The 16171-nt window shown below is 37.4% G+C and carries 15 protein-coding genes; all 15 read left to right on the top strand.

The features are described 5' to 3' along the window. On the top strand, nt 1–1065 hold a 1065-nt coding region (locus Q0505_RS12115), incomplete at its 5' end, for a galactosyltransferase-related protein (RefSeq protein ID WP_299213170.1). Then, on the top strand, nt 1062–2183 hold the full coding sequence (locus Q0505_RS12110; RefSeq protein WP_299213168.1) for a glycosyltransferase family 4 protein: 1122 nt from the start codon (nt 1062–1064) through the stop codon (nt 2181–2183). The genes Q0505_RS12115 and Q0505_RS12110, both read left to right, overlap by 4 nt. Beyond that, on the top strand, nt 2180–3130 hold the full coding sequence (locus tag Q0505_RS12105) for a glycosyltransferase family 10 (RefSeq protein WP_299213166.1): 951 nt from the start codon (nt 2180–2182) through the stop codon (nt 3128–3130). The genes Q0505_RS12110 and Q0505_RS12105 overlap by 4 nt, the downstream gene beginning before the upstream one ends. Before the next feature lie 3 nt (nt 3131–3133). After that, complete coding sequence (locus Q0505_RS12100; RefSeq protein WP_299213164.1) at nt 3134–3934, top strand: FkbM family methyltransferase; 801 nt, start codon at nt 3134–3136, stop codon at nt 3932–3934. Nucleotides 3935–4098: 164 nt separating this feature from the next. Further along, nucleotides 4099–4752, top strand: coding sequence for a methyltransferase domain-containing protein (locus Q0505_RS12095; protein ID WP_299213162.1), 654 nt, complete (start codon nt 4099–4101; stop codon nt 4750–4752). Nucleotides 4753–4763: 11 nt separating this feature from the next. After that, nucleotides 4764–5762 carry an N-acetylneuraminate synthase family protein gene (locus tag Q0505_RS12090; RefSeq protein ID WP_299213160.1) on the top strand — a complete coding sequence of 333 codons (999 nt, stop codon included), beginning with the start codon at nt 4764–4766 and terminating at the stop codon, nt 5760–5762. After that, complete coding sequence (gene neuC, locus Q0505_RS12085; protein WP_299213158.1) at nt 5755–6912, top strand: UDP-N-acetylglucosamine 2-epimerase; 1158 nt, start codon at nt 5755–5757, stop codon at nt 6910–6912. The genes Q0505_RS12090 and neuC overlap by 8 nt, the downstream gene beginning before the upstream one ends. Then, nucleotides 6912–7610 carry an acylneuraminate cytidylyltransferase family protein gene (locus Q0505_RS12080; protein WP_299213156.1) on the top strand — a complete coding sequence of 233 codons (699 nt, stop codon included), beginning with the start codon at nt 6912–6914 and terminating at the stop codon, nt 7608–7610. Before neuC ends, Q0505_RS12080 begins: the two co-directional genes overlap by 1 nt. Continuing rightward, a complete protein-coding gene (gene asnB, locus Q0505_RS12075; protein WP_299213153.1) occupies nt 7598–9313 on the top strand; it encodes an asparagine synthase (glutamine-hydrolyzing) in 1716 nt (571 codons plus the stop codon). Before Q0505_RS12080 ends, asnB begins: the two co-directional genes overlap by 13 nt. 31 nt (nt 9314–9344) lie before the next feature. After that, nucleotides 9345–10298 carry a polysaccharide deacetylase family protein gene (locus Q0505_RS12070; RefSeq protein WP_299213151.1) on the top strand — a complete coding sequence of 318 codons (954 nt, stop codon included), beginning with the start codon at nt 9345–9347 and terminating at the stop codon, nt 10296–10298. Next, entirely contained in the window at nt 10273–11082 is an 810-nt protein-coding gene (locus tag Q0505_RS12065; protein ID WP_299213149.1) for a formyltransferase family protein, read from the top strand. The genes Q0505_RS12070 and Q0505_RS12065 overlap by 26 nt, the downstream gene beginning before the upstream one ends. Beyond that, nucleotides 11075–12469, top strand: coding sequence for a UDP-glycosyltransferase (locus tag Q0505_RS12060; protein WP_299213147.1), 1395 nt, complete (start codon nt 11075–11077; stop codon nt 12467–12469). The genes Q0505_RS12065 and Q0505_RS12060 overlap by 8 nt, the downstream gene beginning before the upstream one ends. Before the next feature lie 21 nt (nt 12470–12490). Beyond that, complete coding sequence (locus Q0505_RS12055) at nt 12491–13630, top strand: glycosyltransferase family 4 protein (RefSeq protein ID WP_299213145.1); 1140 nt, start codon at nt 12491–12493, stop codon at nt 13628–13630. Beyond that, nucleotides 13627–15168, top strand: a complete 1542-nt coding sequence (locus Q0505_RS12050; protein WP_299213143.1) for a glycosyltransferase family A protein — start codon at nt 13627–13629, stop codon at nt 15166–15168. Before Q0505_RS12055 ends, Q0505_RS12050 begins: the two co-directional genes overlap by 4 nt. Continuing rightward, nucleotides 15161–16168: a glycosyltransferase family A protein gene (locus Q0505_RS12045; RefSeq protein ID WP_299213141.1), complete on the top strand. Its 1008-nt coding sequence runs from the start codon at nt 15161–15163 to the stop codon at nt 16166–16168. The genes Q0505_RS12050 and Q0505_RS12045 overlap by 8 nt, the downstream gene beginning before the upstream one ends. Nucleotides 16169–16171 lie beyond the last annotated feature (3 nt).

The raw sequence follows: 16171 nt of genomic DNA, 5'->3' as shown, positions 1-16171 counted from the left end.
CCAAATCGTAATAGAGATATAGCTACCGTAAAACGTACGCTTACCTCTATTGGAATGCAATTAGGAAAAGACGTAAATGTAGTTGTGGTAGACTATGGCAGTGAGCCAACATACCAAGAAGATCTCAAAACCTATATTGCTGCCTTAAATGGAGTGACATTAATAAAATGTCCAACACAAGGGCAATTATGGCAAAAAACAAGAGCCATAAATATTGCCTTAAAGCAATGTGACACACCCTATTTTATGGTTGCAGATATGGATATGCTTTTTCATCCTGAGTTCGTCACAAAAATTCAAGAGCATCTTCACTCTGCTGAGGTGACATATTTTAACGTAGGGATTCTTACCGAAGAAGAAAGTAAATTGGAGAAGCCATTCAACGAGTATCAAGTAAAATTTTATACCAATGAAGAAGCTACAGGAATGACCTTATTTCCAACAGCGATCTTAAAAGAAATCAATGGTTTTGATGAGTTTTATCACGGCTGGGGATCTGAAGATACCGATGTACATGTACGATTACGCAATCAAGGAATTTCAGTACACTTCAATCAAGAGGAATGCTTATTATTACATCAATGGCATCCTAAATTTTATAGATCCAAAGAAAGTACAGCGCCGTATCACCCTGCTTTGGAACGTGTTAATTTTGAGTATATTTCGCTTTCGCGAAAGCATAAAAAAACCTATGCAAACCAAGGGAATGAGTGGGGAGTTCTTCCTAATGAAAAAGCCTATTTAGCGCTCGAAACACCTGATGTGAGTATCCAATGTACTGGTACATTGGATGCAATTACTGCCTTTTGTTTTCAACTTTCAGAAGGCGTTTGGAAGGGTGTTGTACAACTCACAGTACAACCACATCCAGATGCAAAGGGCATCAAAACAAACGTCAAAAAACTACTTAAAAAGAAAACACCGCTTTTTATACCTTTAGAAGAGGCAAACGCTCAACTTTTGGAGACCCTGATTGCAAATCATCGCAATACACCGTATACCTATTCTTTTGATAGGAAGAATGAAAAAATCATCTGTACCATAAATCTGTCATCGTCTTTATGAAAATACTTATGGTTTCTATGAATTCGATTCACTTTCAGCGTTGGACAGAACAGTTGAGAGATAGTGGTCATGAGGTACATTGGTTTGATGTACGTGGGGGAGCGGGAAATGCATCTTTAGATTTTGTAAAACAACATATCAATTGGAAATATCGGTTTAAAAAAGGGCGATATCTGTTCAAAAAAATAAGTACTAAACTTCCGTTTCTGACAGCTTTTTTTGAACGAAATATAGAGACAATTTTTAAAGAAAAACTACAAGAAATCCAACCAGACGTAGTTCACAGTTTTGCCTTATATGTTTCTTGTACGCCGATTTTAAACGTCATGAAGGCATCAAAAATTCCTTGGATCTATTCTTCTTGGGGAAGCGATTTATTTTATTTCAAAGACATTCCTAGCTATAGACGCGATATAGAAGCCGTGTTGCCAGAAATCAATTATTTATTTACTGATTGCCACAGAGATCAAGAACTAGCTAAAACACTAGGTTTTTCAGGGAGATCATTGGGTGTTTTTCCCGGAGGAGGCGGTTTTGAATTAGAAGAAACAAAAAGCTATATCAAACCAATAGCAGATCGTAAGCTGATCTTAGTAAAAGGATACCAAGGAAGATCGGGAAGAGCAATTCCCATCCTTCAAGCTCTCAACGCTATGAAAAAGGAATTAAATGATTATGAAGTTGTTGTCTTTGGATGCAGTCCTGAGACACTTGATTTTAAAGTGAATGTACCCAGTCAGTGGATATTTCATAAACAGATGTCACATCATGGGATATTAAAATTGATGGGAGCGTCAGTAGTTTATATTGGTAATAGTAACTCAGATGGAATGCCCAATACGGTATTAGAAGCAATATGTATGGGAGCATTTCCTATCCAATCCAATCCTGGAGATGCCACAGCCGAAGTCATTACACCCGAGATAAACGGATTACTTATTGAAGATTGTGAAGACCCTGCTGAAATTGAAAAGCATATACTGATGGCATTGCAAAATCAGGAGTTAGTAGCAACTGCTTTTTTGTATAATCAGGATCTTAAAAAACAATGGGAACGACAGACCATACAACAGTCAGTTTTAAAAGCGTATGACACGATAAAAGTTGATAGAGGATGATACGTATATTTTTAGTAAAACCAATGCCCTATACTCCTTTTGGAGGGTTTAATCCTATAGATATTCCGTATTTAGAATCGCATGATATAAAAATTGTAAAAAACATCAAAGAAGCCGATGTACTTATAGGTGGACACCGTAAGTTTTTAAAACCCTTTTTCAGAAAGTATGTACGCAAAAAGAAATATCTTATTTGGACCCAAGAACCTCGATTTGATGTGTCTTTTAGACCTTACCGTAAAGAATTGTTTGGACTGGTGAGATGTCATATTATGAATTTGTATACAGAAGATGTTTTTAAAAGTCCGTTGTCTTTTCACGCACAACTCATACAAGAAGAACTAGAAGTGCTTCCAGAAGATTTTACGTTGCCTAATAGGCAAATTGTAGGGTTGATGAGTTATTTTAAAGGAGAAAAAACAGCCGCCGTTTATAAAAACGGCGAAGATATTGATTTGATTAAGACCCGAACAGAAATAGCATTAGCAGGTCAAAAAGAAGAAGCTTTTCACGTATATGGTAGAGGATGGCCAGAAGGGGTTTCTAAAGAAGATAGTAGATCAGGCGATTGGGTGACTCGAAAGAAAGATTTGCTTGAAAACTATTATTTTAATCTTTGTTTTGAAAATACATCAACAAAATATTACGTTACAGAAAAAATATGGGATAGTATTGCCAACTATTGCTTACCCATATATTACGGAAAGCATAATGGGATTTATGAATTATTTCCTGAGAATAGTTTTATAGATTATAGTACATTTAATCATCCTAAAGAAGTATTCTCATTTGTTAAAAACCTATCAGATGCGGACTATAGAGATAGAATGAATGCGTGTATTAAAGTCTATCAATCTATAAAAGAAAAAGGAAAATCATTTGCAGAGCGAGAACGTGAGAAGTCTCTTGAAGCCATTGTAAATAAGCTTAAAATGATAACAAACTAGCCTATGTTCAATTCTATAAAAGCATATATCAAAAATAAGCTCCGCTCTAAAGGACTTTACGTAGAAAAGAGTACGTCAAAAGAAGCTGTAGCTTCTTTAATAAAATCACTTTACCCAGTAAAAACGGATAAAGAATTGATCCGTTTAGGACCAGATCATGATGGTGGTTATTTAGTGCCCGATGATTTAAAAAATATAAAAGCTTGCTTTTCACCAGGTGTTGGGAGGATGAGTAATTTTGAAGTTTCTTGCTTAGAATACGGAATGCAACTTTTCTTAGCAGATAAATCTGTAGATGGTCCAGGGGCAGAACATAAAGAACTCAATTTTTTAAAAAAATATGTAGGCCCCATAAATAATGAAGACTATACCACATTAGATGACTGGGTAAGAACTTCTATAGGTACTCATGACGAAGATCTTATGTTACAAATGGATATAGAAGGCTATGAGTATGTAACCATTCTGAATACGTCAGAACAGCTTCTAAAACAGTTTAGAGTCATTATCATTGAGTTTCATAATCTCCATAAACTTTGGAATAAAGAGTTTTTCTTAACCACGAGTCTTGTGTTTCAGAAACTATTACAAAATCATTATTGTGTACATATTCACCCTAATAATATTTCATCTCCTTATGTGCAACATGGGATCGCAATCCCTAGTGTCGCTGAGTTTACTTTTATAAGAAAAGACAGAGGTGATGCAAAAGGATTCCGAAATGATTTTCCTCATGTGTTAGATAAAGACAATACCCCTAACACTCCTGTGGTATTGCCAGAGATGTGGTACAAAAGAGATTAGAAAATAAAAAGTGATACATTTATATATGAATATTCCCATAGAATAGCTGCTTTTAAATGAAATCAGCATCTTTGTTTGTTCCTACTTATTAGTGCACCTGTAACTGTAACCCCATTAAATCAACCTAAATTATGATCAAATCTTTAAGACACAAAGCTTTTAAAATGAAGCAACGTATTAAAAAGATTTCAAAGTCAACAAAGCCACACTATAAAACGGTAAAGGAATATTGGGTTCAAAAAATGCCTTATAAAAATATTGATGACAGGCTTGATCTTTTTAGGAAGGAATGTGAACATAAGGACGTTCTTCATTTTGGTTGTACAGATTGGCCCGTATTTAATGCAGAGAATAATTTGCACATGATGCTATCGGAATATACCAAATCGATAGATGGATTTGATATCGATAAACCGGGTATAGAAAATCTGAGAAAATATGTAGATCAAGATTATTTTTCTGATTTTGAGAGCCTTCCTTCAAAAAAATATGATGTATGTTTAATCCCAGAAACCATTGAACACGTTGATAATGTCGCGCAATTTCTAAAGAATATATCGACCATTAATGCCACAAAGTTTTTAATTACGGCACCTAATTGCTTTTCCAAAGCACGTCAACAAAATTATCATATCGAAGATGGTGTATTTACAGAAGTGGTACATCCTGATCATAATGCTTGGTACAGCCCGTATACATTAAAAAATGTGATAGAAAAATATTCAAATCTTAGTGTCACGAAAGTCTACTTAATGCAAAGAGGAACGATGATTTGTTGTGAAGCAAAAAGGAATGACATACCTACTGAGAATTTATAAAAAACAGATACATGTTGATCATCGCAGAAATAGCACAAGCACATAATGGCAGTATACAAAAAGTGTATGACTACATAGATGCGCTGGAAGGAACGGGCATAGACGCCATCAAGTTTCAAACCCATATTGCCGAGGCAGAGAGTAGTATTCACGAACCCTTTCGAGTTAAGTTTTCAGATCAAGACGCTACCCGTTTTGATTATTGGAAACGTATGGAGTTTTCTAAAGAACAATGGATAGAAATCAAAAGACGTTGCAAAAAAGCGGGACTAGAATTTATGTCTTCGCCTTTTAGTAATGCGGCCGTAGATCTGTTGGAAGAAATAGGAATGCAACGCTATAAAGTGGGTTCTGGAGAAGTTAATAATTTTCTGCTATTAGAAAAAATTGCTGCTACTGGAAAACCTGTGATTGTATCTTCTGGCATGAGTTCTTTTGCAGAGCTCGATGAGACCGTACGGTTTCTTAAAGAAAAGAAGGTAGATTTTTCTATCCTACAATGTACGACCAGCTATCCCACTGCACCAGAGCAGTATGGATTAAACGTTATACAAGAATTAAAAGATCGATATGACGTGCCAATCGGCTATTCAGATCATTCGGCGGATATTGGAACGTGCATTGCAGCCACCGCTTTAGGTGCTGAGATTTTAGAATTTCACGCCGTGTTTTCTCATTCAGATTTTGGGCCTGACGCGACCTCTTCTATAGAGATCAAGGATATTCCTACCATGGTAAAAAGTGTCCGCAATATTACGCTTTCGCGAAAGCATCCCATTGATAAGTCCAACAGTACCCAATATGCCGAATTAAAACGTATTTTTGAAAAATCTTTATCGGTAAACAAAGACCTGCCGAAAGGATATATACTCACTTTTAATGATTTAGAAGCAAAAAAGCCTAAAGGGTATGGCATAGACGCTTCTCAATTTGAGTCAGTGATTGGAAAACCCATCACCAAGGCATTAAAAAAGTGGGACTTTTTAACCCAAGATTGTATACATGAGTAACCGAAAAGTATGTGTGGTTGTCACGGCAAGACCTTCGTATAGCAGAATTAAAACGGCGTTACAAGCCATTAAAGAACATCCTCATCTAGAATTACAGCTTGTGATCGCAGGCTCTGCTTTGTTAGGACGTTATGGCAATGCTGTCGATTATATTGAGCAAGATGGTTTTGAGATTGCCGAAAAAGTATTTATGGTACTCGAAGGCGAAAACAAAACCGCTATGGCAAAAACCACAGGACTCGGTGTGATGGAGTTGGCAACTGTTTTTTATAAACTACAACCCGATATGGTCGTCACGATTGCTGATCGTTTTGAAACTATCGCAACCTCGATTGCCGCAGCCTATCAAAATATACCTTTAGTTCATATTCAAGGAGGCGAAGTCACAGGAAATATTGATGAAAAAGTACGCCATGCCAATACCAAGCTGGCAGATATTCATCTAGTTGCGAGCGAAAGCGCAAAAACACGTGTGCTCAAACTAGGAGAAGAAGAACATACCGTACACAACACAGGATGTCCGTCTATAGACATTGCAAAAAGTGTAAAAGAAAATCCAGGATTTACGTTTGATCCTTCTCAAAAATACGGAGGCGTAGGTGCTGCCATTCCAAAAGACGCCGACTATCTAGTTGTGATGCAACATCCTGTAACAACGGAGTATGGAGCTGCCAAAAAAGATGTGTTGACTACCTTAGAAGTCATCCACGAATTGGGGATTCCTACCTATTGGTTTTGGCCGAATGTAGATGCAGGATCTGACGGTACAAGTAATGGAATTAGAAGCTTTCGCGAAAGCGTCAACCCAAAAAACATCCGTTTCTTTAAAAATATGGAGCCTAATGACTTTTTGGAGTTGCTTGTCAACTCAAAATGTTTGATAGGAAATAGTAGTGTCGGCATTAGAGAATGTGCCTATCTCGGTGTGCCTGTGGTTAATATAGGAACGCGCCAACATGGGAGAGATCGTGGTGCCAATGTGATTGATGTAGATTATACCAAAGAAGCCATTGGAGAAGCGATCAAAAAGCAATTGACAGCAACAAAAATTCCTTCTTCGCCGATTTATGGTAATGGAGAAGCGGGAGAAAAGATTGCTGATATCCTCGCAACCTGCCCATTATCTTATCATAAAACCATTACGTATTAATGAAAGTGCTAGGCCTTATACCCGCACGAGGCGGTAGCAAAGGAATTCCCGGTAAAAATAAGAAATTACTAGGCGGACATCCTTTATTGCACTATACCATAGAAGCAGGATTGAAGGCAACAAAATTAGATACGCTTATTTTCTCGTCAGAAGATGAGGAGTTGATGACGTTAGCACGTGATTTAGGGGTTTCAGTACCTTTCCAACGTCCGCAACAACTTGCCGAAGATCATTCTGGTTCGCTGGGTGTGGTACAGCATGCATTGCAGTTTATGCAATCCCAAGGCAAGCAGTATGATGCGGTTTGTTTGCTACAAGTCACCAACCCTTTTCGAAGTGCGCAGCTGATTGATAAGGCGGTTTCCGCTTTCGCGAAAGCGAACACAGACTCCCTCGTATCGGTATTGAAAGTACCCCATGAGTACAATCCGCATTGGGTATTTGAAGCTACCAAAGATGGGAAACTCCAGATCGCAACAGGCGAAAAAGAAATCATTAAAAGAAGACAAGATTTGCCGGATGCTTACATCCGTGATGGGGCAATTTATATGACTAAAAGCGAGGTGCTTTTAGAACAAAATTCGTTGTACGGTTCAAGCATTAGTTATATCGAATCTGATCCCGTATGGCATGTCAATATTGACACAATGGACGATTGGAAAAAAGCAGAAGAACTCGTCAAAAAGTGGAAAGATTAATGTGTGGTATTGCAGGAATCATAGGGAATAAAGCTTCTCAAAAACAACTAGATGCGATGCTGGAAGCGCAAGCGCATCGAGGTCCTGACGCTACTGGAAGATACATGAAAGGTGATACTTTTCTAGGTCATAATCGGTTGGCAATTATTGATTTATCTCCAGAAGCAAATCAGCCATTTTTTTCTCACGATTCTCGATTTATCATTGTTTTTAATGGAGAAATTTATAATTATATAGAACTCAAAAAGCAATTAGCGTCTACATATTCTTTTACAACAAACTCAGACACCGAAGTCTTATTAGCAGCCTATCAAGCGTGGGGAGACGCGTGTCTTTCTAAACTAAATGGCATGTTTGCCTTTGCCATTTGGGATACAAAAGAACAACGACTTTTTGCAGCTAGAGATCGGTTTGGGGTAAAACCCTTTTATTATACGGTGGTTGAAAACACTTTTTATTTTGCTTCTGAAATAAAGAGTCTGTTTGCTGCTGGAATTTCCAAAACACCTAACGAATCCGTTTGGGCTAGTTATTTTGCGTATGGAAGTTATGGAATGCCTAATGAGACCTTTTGGGAAGGTATCCACCAATTACAAGGTGGACATTTTTTAACATTGGATGATTCGGAGGTTGCCATAGCACGTTGGTATGACTTTGAAGAAGCTGTCAAGAAATACGATATAGCGCTTTCTTTTGAAATCGTAAAAGCCAGATATCTTCAATTACTGGATGATAGTATTCGATTGCGCTTTAGAGCTGATGTTCCTATTGGTTTTAATGTAAGTGGGGGATTGGATAGTTCGGCGTTATTGGCGTTGGTCAATCGGTTGGAAGAGGGTGAAAATATAGAAGCCTTTACATTTTATACAGGAGACGATCGGTATGATGAACTGCCTTGGGTAGAGGGATTGATTGCGCATACCAAAAATCCATTGACTAAAATACAACTGGAAGTAGATCATCTTGCTTCTCTTGCTGAGGTCATGGCAATACAACAAGATGAGCCTTATGGTGGTGTACCCACCGTGGCGTATGGCGAACTTTTTAAAGAAGCACGATCAAAAGGGGTCAAAGTACTACTAGACGGTCAAGGGATGGATGAACAGTGGGCTGGGTATGATTATTATACGAAGACATCAGATAATGTTATTCAAGGGGTTTCCAAATCTCCTTTTAGAACGGGGGTGTTGACTGCGGACTTTTTCGCGAAAGCAAAAAAACCAATCTATCCAACACCTTTTAAAGACCGAATCTTAAATTTACAATACCGAGATTTATTTTATACAAAGATTCCGAGAGCACTTCGTTTTAATGATCGAGTCTCTATGCAATTCAGTACGGAGTTACGAGAGCCTTTTTTGGATTATAGGCTTGTAGAGTTTGCTTTTGCACAACCGCTTACGTATAAAATACATGATGGCGTACAAAAATATCTACTACGTGCTATCGTATCTGAATATCTCTCGGATAGCATTACCTATGCACCCAAACGCCCTTTGCAAACGCCACAGCGGGAATGGCTGGCAGAAGATCTTAAGGATTGGGTAGAAAATACCATAGAAGGACTTAAAGACACTTCTTGGTTTGACTATGAACAATTACAGGAAGAATGGACTCGCTATGTAAATGGAGATCAGGATAGTAGTTTTCATATTTGGCAATGGATTAATGCTAGCTTATTAGTATCTTTGCGCCATAATTGATTACCCCCAAACATAATTAATTTCCCCCCTTATGCTTACTGTAGGTAACTACCATTACATTAGAAATGATTTTGCAGCGCCGTATCCCAGTATTTTTGGTGTAACTCCCACCTTTTTCAGAGAACAATTAGTTGCTTTAAAAGAGATAGGAACCTTTATAACACCTCAAGAATTACTGGAAAATAGAGAACAAGTGATTCAGTCTCCCAATCATTATATCTTGATCACCTTTGATGATGGATTGAAAGAGCAATACCTTCAAGCAAAACCGATACTCGATGAACTAGAGATCAAGGCATTGTTTTTTATCAATAGTATTAATTTTATAGAAAAAGAAGTCACGCTCGTTCATAAAATACATCTGCTGAGATCTCAAATGTCTACCCCTGCTTTTTTTGATATTTTAAAAGCGTTTGATATTGAGGGAAAGACAGTGCTCTCTAAAGATGAAAAGGTCCAAGCGATCATACACTATAATTATGATGACGAGGAAACAGCACTTTTAAAATTCACTTTAAATTTTAAATTATCAATCCAAGAGCAACGCGATCTTATAGGCGTTATTTTTGATCGTCATTTTGATACGGATCAGGTGGTAAAAGGCTTGTATATGACAGAAGCGCAGCTGATACAACTTGCTAATGAAGGGATGTTAGGAAGCCATACACATAGTCATTTGCCATTAGGGTATTTAGACCGTGATGTCATAGCGAAAGAATATATGACTTCAAAAAACTATCTGGAGCAACTTACCAATAAAGACATTCCCTATGTAAGTTATCCGTATGGTAGTCGTGAAGCGTGTGCAGCTCCTGTAGAGGAGATGGCAAAAAGTGCAGCACATACCATTGGATTTACCATGGAGCGAAGCATTAATAGAGGTGATGAAAATCCGCTTCTGTTAAAACGTTTTGACTGTAATGACCTACCTTTAGGTAAAAATCAAAAAGCTTTTGATCATGCGTATCGCCTTATTCACAAGTAATCATCTCAGGCATAAATACATTGCAACACAACTCAAGGCACACTTAGATATCGTCTTGATTATTACTGAACAAAAAAATAAAGCCATCGAAGATGGAAGTGGATACAGTGAAGAAGAGCAGCAATTATTAGATACCCATTTTAAGGATAGAGCAATTGCTGAGGAGGCTTTCTTTGGACAATACACAAGCTTTCCTGATGTGGTACCACATATTTCTTTAGCGTTTGGAAAAATAAACTCAGAAGAAACAGTTTCTTATTTGGAAACACATAAAGTGGATTACATCCTTCTTTTTGGAACTTCTATCATAAAGCCTATTATTTTAGAAAAGTTTCCAAACAAAGTGATCAATCTTCATTTAGGATTGTCACCTTATTACAAAGGATCAGGAACTAATTTTTTCCCTATTGTCAACAATGAATTTGCCTGTATAGGCGCTACGATCCATATCGCTACAAGTAAAGTAGATGCTGGTGGTATTTTACATCAATTACGATTGGAGACCTTGTACGAAGAGGATACGATTCATACCATTGGCAATCGATTAATTGAGCAAGCTGGGGTACTCTACCCAAAAATTGTCAAAGGCTATATTGAAGGATTGATTCAGCCTGTAGCACAAAAAGAAATCACTACATCCAAAGAGTATAGGATCAAAGATTTTACCCCTGATACCATTCGAAAAGCACATAAAGTTCTAGCAAATCGTGGTATTGTACTATATTTGGAGCAATCGCATATTCATAAAGCAAACCAACCTATCATTACCGCTACGTATGAGTAAAAAAGTACTTGTGTTACTTCCTGATGGCGTGAGCCTTAGAAATTTTGCCTATACCTCTTTTTATAAAAAAGGATTAGAGAAAGGGCATGAAGTGCTGTTTTGGAATCACACGCCTTTTGATCTTGAGGAGCTAGGATTTAATCAAGTTGTTTTTAAAAAAGAAAAACCACACTGGTTGACGGATGTCTTAAAAACGGCTTGTATCCGTATTGAATTAAATCTTTTTTCACAACGTGATAGCGATGATGTCTATCAATCCTATAAATTTCCGTTGCCGTCTGGATCATTAAAAGGAAGGCTTAAAAAAGCGCTCATCAAATGGTTTTGTTATAGATATGGCTCTGAATCAGGTTTACTAGCTATTAGAAAACGTATGATGGATCAGGAGCGCAAGACCACCTATTATCGTTCTTGCAAAGCCATGTTACAAAAAGAACAACCTGATATCCTGTTTTGTGCGAGTCAGCGATCTGTGATAGCTATTTCACCTATTACCGCGGCACAGGATTTAGATATCCCAACGGTTTCTTATATTTTTTCTTGGGACAATGTCCCCAAAGCCACCACCGTAGTGACCACAGATCATTATTTTGTCTGGAGTGACCACATGAAAAATGAGTTGTTGCATTACCAGAGATATATCCAACCAGAGCAAATCATTGTCACAGGAACGCCTCAGTTTGAGCCCCACTTTCAAAAAGAGATTTTAGTAAGTAAAGAAGCATTTTTTAAGGAACACGGTTTAGATCTCACAAAGAAATACATCTGCTTCAGTGGTGACGATATCACAACTTCGCCAAAAGATGAATTGTATCTTAGAGACATCGCAAGTGCTGTGCGCAGTTTAAACGAGAGAGGAGTTCCTTTAGGAATTATTTTTAGAAGATGTCCTGTAGATTTTTCTACGAGATATGACGCGGTTATAGAAACATATAAAGATGTTATTGTCGTACTTCCACCGCTATGGAATAAGATAGGTGAAGGATGGAATACTATTCTTCCCACACGAGAAGACTTAGTTTTACAAGTTAACTTAATAGCCCATACAGAATTTGTTGTCAATCTGGGATCAAGTATGGTATTTGATTATGCGACAGCAGAAAAGCCTTGTGCGTATCTGAATTATAATTATCTCAATACACATGAAGCGGTAGAAGCGGGTGTGTACATTTATGATTTTGTTCATTTTAGGTCCATGCCTTCACCCGATGCGGTTGTTTGGTTAGACCATCCAGATACCATTGCTGATTCATTAGAAACTATGTTACAAGGAGTGCCAAAAACGATCACCGCAGCACAAGATTGGTTTCGAATTATTAATAAACAACCAGCCATAGAAGCTCCAGATAGAATTTGGGATGGAATTGAAAAACTCACAAAAAACTAGTTAACTTTTATCTACATACAAATGCATATTGCCTTCCTCACTCCAGAATATCCCCATCCACGCATCCAACGTGCAGCAGGAATAGGCACAAGTATTAAAAATCTTGCTATTGCGCTTTCGCGAAAGCATATACAAGTAACTGTATTTATATATAGTCAGGCAGAAGATACGATCATAGAAGAAGATGGAGTTACGCTACATCTTATAAAACATAAAAAGTATCCTATTGGAGGATGGTATTTATATCGAAAGCATATCAATCGGTATATAAATACGATTGTAAAACAACAACATATCGATGCAATAGAAGCACCAGACTGGACGGGAATTACGGCTTTTATGAAATTTAAAATCCCTGTAGTGATACGACTCCACGGATCAGACACCTATTTTTGTCATTTAGAAGGAAGACCTCAAAAAAAGAAGAACTTCTACTTTGAAAAAATGGCATTAACAAGCGCAGATTATATTCTATCTGTAAGTGCATTTACAGCTCAAAAAACAGCAGAGCTATTTGGTATAAAAGACACCATAACCACGATACATAACGGCGTAGATGTAGACGCATTTACACCAGATAATAGTAAGATCATCCCTTTTTCTATACTTTATTTTGGAAGTGTCATTCGTAAAAAAGGGGTATTTTCATTAGCCGAAGCTTTCAATAAGGTGATCCTACAAGAACCAAACGCACAATTAACATTCATAGGTAAAGATGTGATTGACGCAAAAACAGGCACGAGTACGATTGCGTTATTGCAATCTATACTAAATAAAGAAGCCATAAAGCAAGCCAAGTTTACAGCGCAAATTCCATATAGCGAAGTGGCAAATGCGATTAGAAGTGCTCAAGTGGTTTGCTTACCCAGTTATGCAGAAGCCTTTCCTATGACCTGGCTAGAAGCGATGGCGTTAGAGAAGGCAATGGTGACTTCAGATATTGGCTGGGCAAAGGAACTCATGATAGATGGAGAGACAGGATATATAATTTCTCCTGACGATATTCAAAAACTTTCAGAAGCTATCGTACGTTTATTACAAGATATGGATCTGTCAAAAAAGATGGGAGTACAAGCTCGTGAGCGTATTTTAGCACATTTTACACAAGACCAAATTGCAGAAGAAAATATCAAATTCTATAAAGGCATTATCGCCTCATGATCTTTTTATATCACATACACGATACTGTACAAGAGATCGTAGATGATCAGGCAATACCTGTTTCCATTCAAGAGAAAGAACCTGCAAAAGCCCTTTTAGCCATTGCAGAACGGTATCCTGAAGAGTGGATTATCTGGTGTCACGTAACTAATAAAGAGATGCTTAATATACAGGCACTACCTGAATTACTACATCATAAAAGGCGTATGGTAAGTCTTGGGAATGCACAATATCCTTTTTTATCACCATCCATTGGCTATATAGAAGACAGTCCGTTTTTAAAAATAATTGCTAACAAAAGCTATCCTACGTGGTGTATGAGTAGTGCCGTTGGTGCGATACACGCGAGTGTATTGCTAGCTTCAGGAAATGAGATTACCATCACAAGAGGATTTGATTATTTTTTGAATTCGCTTGCGCGAAAAGGACAAGCAGCAGGAATATGTTGTTATCACGAACCGTTGTTAATAAAGAGATTCCCTAGTAAAGACACTATTAAAAAAGCGAACACACAACTACAATACGCTTTTGTAAAAGAACACTTTAAATCACAATGGTTGTTTTTCTTACTCATGTGTCATATACGCTATGAAAAAAAGTTTCCACTTTTTGCTTGTCTAAACGCACTGTTATTTGTTCAGAAAAAAGAAGTCTTTATAGATTTAACCTCAATTCCTTTCCAGTCTTCAAAGAAGTTGTTAGAAAAATTGGAGATCGATGTGATTATTCCTACACTAGGAAGAAAAACCTATTTATATGATGTGCTTAAGGACTTTTCTAAGCAAACTATACTTCCTCAAAAGATCGTTATTGTAGAACAAAACCCTGATCCTGATAGTAGCTCCGAATTGGATTATATCACTACAGCATCATGGCCATTTCCTATAGAACATCAATTTATCCATCAGACAGGCGCTTGTAATGCACGGAACTTGGCATTAGAAAAAACAGAAGCCGATTGGGTTTTTCTTTTTGATGATGATAATAGATTTGAGTCCAATCTTTTGGAAAAAATAGCAGCAGCTATTAAAGAAACAGGATCTCATTGTATCAATATGTCTTACTTACAAGAAGGCGAAGTAGAAAAGCACAAGACGTATACCCAATGGGAAACCTTTGGTTCAGGTTGTTCTGTCGTACATCGTGACATTGTTAAAAACGCTTCTTTTGACATGGCATTAGAGCATGGATATGGAGAAGATGTTGACTTTGGCATGCAAATACGTAATCTTGGATATGATGTGATCTATGCGCCTCATATACAAATCCTACATCTTAAAGCACCCATAGGTGGTTTTAGAAGTTTACCGACATTCCCTTGGGAGGAGGATGCGATACTCCCAAAACCAGCACCTCAGATTTTATTTCATCGTACAAAAAACACTACAAAAGCACAATTAAAAGGATATAAATGGATGCTTTTCTTTAAATATTATTCCCATCAACCGATCAAAAATCCTTTTTCTTATATTTCTTACTTTAAGAAAGCTTGGAAAAATAGTACCCATTGGGCTAAAAAATTACCATTAGATGCATAACACTCAACTTAGTTTAATTGTTTGCACATATATGCGACCTGTGGCTATATGTACGCTACTAGATAGTGTGCAGTTACAGTCAACGTATCCAGATGAAATTTTGATTATTGACGGTTCTACAGATGATAAAACAGAAGACCGCTTTCGCGAAAGCAAATACAAAAACCTTTCCTATTTCAAAGTGCCACCAGAACATAGAGGTCTAACAAAACAGCGTAATTACGGAATTGACTTAGTAGGAGACACCATAGAGATTGTTTGTTTCCTTGATGACGATATTGTGTTAGAAACTACATATTTTGAAGAAATTCTTAAAACCTATCAAGTGTATCCTGATGCATTAGGGGTAGGCGGTTATATTGTAAATGAAGTTAGTTGGAAAAAAGTAAACGAACCTTTTACACCTGCTATCAATCAGTTTTATTTTGACGGCTATGTACGATCTGATGGTTCTCGATATGTCCTCCGAAAAAAGTTAGGACTAGATGCCAATAGACCTCCAGGGTATTTGCCTACATTTTCCCACGGGAGATCTATTAGTTTTTTGCCGCCTTCTGGAAAGATCTATCCAGTAGAACAACTTATGGGAGGTGTGGCTTCTTACAAAATAGCAGCGTTGAAATCTCAAAAATTCTCTGAATATTTTGAAGGATATGGTCTATACGAAGATGCCGATTATACGTTGCGATTATCCAAAAAAGGACCGCTCTATATTAATACAAATGCACAACTACACCATTACCATGATCCAGGAGGAAGGCCTAATCATTTTAAATATGGTAAAATGGTGATCCGTAATGGATGGTATATCTGGAGAAGTAAATATCCTAAGCCTACATTAGAACAACGCTTTTTATGGAATCTTACTGCGTATGTCCTCACCCTAGTGAGATTGAGTAACTCCCTACGTGGGAATGATAAAAAAGCCGCTTTTAGCGAAAGCTTAGGACGTATAGTTGGCTGGCTAAGCCTTATATTTAACAAACCAAAACACATATAAATC

It is taken from the genome of uncultured Dokdonia sp. (assembly GCF_937910895.1).
Classification (GTDB): Bacteria; Bacteroidota; Bacteroidia; order Flavobacteriales; family Flavobacteriaceae; genus Dokdonia.
Note: the sequence above shows the minus strand (reverse complement) of the source record. Positions and strands in the feature narration are given on the sequence as shown.

What these genes read in the sequence shown, in the direction of transcription:
- Q0505_RS12110 (WP_299213168.1), top strand. Translation starts at nt 1,062, where the DNA reads ATGAAAATACTTATGGTTTCTATGAATTCGATTCACTTTCAGCGTTGG.
- Q0505_RS12105 (WP_299213166.1), top strand. Translation starts at nt 2,180, where the DNA reads ATGATACGTATATTTTTAGTAAAACCAATGCCCTATACTCCTTTTGGA.
- Q0505_RS12100 (WP_299213164.1), top strand. Translation starts at nt 3,134, where the DNA reads ATGTTCAATTCTATAAAAGCATATATCAAAAATAAGCTCCGCTCTAAA.
- Q0505_RS12095 (WP_299213162.1), top strand. Translation starts at nt 4,099, where the DNA reads ATGAAGCAACGTATTAAAAAGATTTCAAAGTCAACAAAGCCACACTAT.
- Q0505_RS12090 (WP_299213160.1), top strand. Translation starts at nt 4,764, where the DNA reads ATGTTGATCATCGCAGAAATAGCACAAGCACATAATGGCAGTATACAA.
- neuC (WP_299213158.1), top strand. Translation starts at nt 5,755, where the DNA reads ATGAGTAACCGAAAAGTATGTGTGGTTGTCACGGCAAGACCTTCGTAT.
- Q0505_RS12080 (WP_299213156.1), top strand. Translation starts at nt 6,912, where the DNA reads ATGAAAGTGCTAGGCCTTATACCCGCACGAGGCGGTAGCAAAGGAATT.
- Q0505_RS12070 (WP_299213151.1), top strand. Translation starts at nt 9,345, where the DNA reads ATGCTTACTGTAGGTAACTACCATTACATTAGAAATGATTTTGCAGCG.
- Q0505_RS12065 (WP_299213149.1), top strand. Translation starts at nt 10,273, where the DNA reads ATGCGTATCGCCTTATTCACAAGTAATCATCTCAGGCATAAATACATT.
- Q0505_RS12060 (WP_299213147.1), top strand. Translation starts at nt 11,075, where the DNA reads ATGAGTAAAAAAGTACTTGTGTTACTTCCTGATGGCGTGAGCCTTAGA.
- Q0505_RS12055 (WP_299213145.1), top strand. Translation starts at nt 12,491, where the DNA reads ATGCATATTGCCTTCCTCACTCCAGAATATCCCCATCCACGCATCCAA.
- Q0505_RS12050 (WP_299213143.1), top strand. Translation starts at nt 13,627, where the DNA reads ATGATCTTTTTATATCACATACACGATACTGTACAAGAGATCGTAGAT.
- Q0505_RS12045 (WP_299213141.1), top strand. Translation starts at nt 15,161, where the DNA reads ATGCATAACACTCAACTTAGTTTAATTGTTTGCACATATATGCGACCT.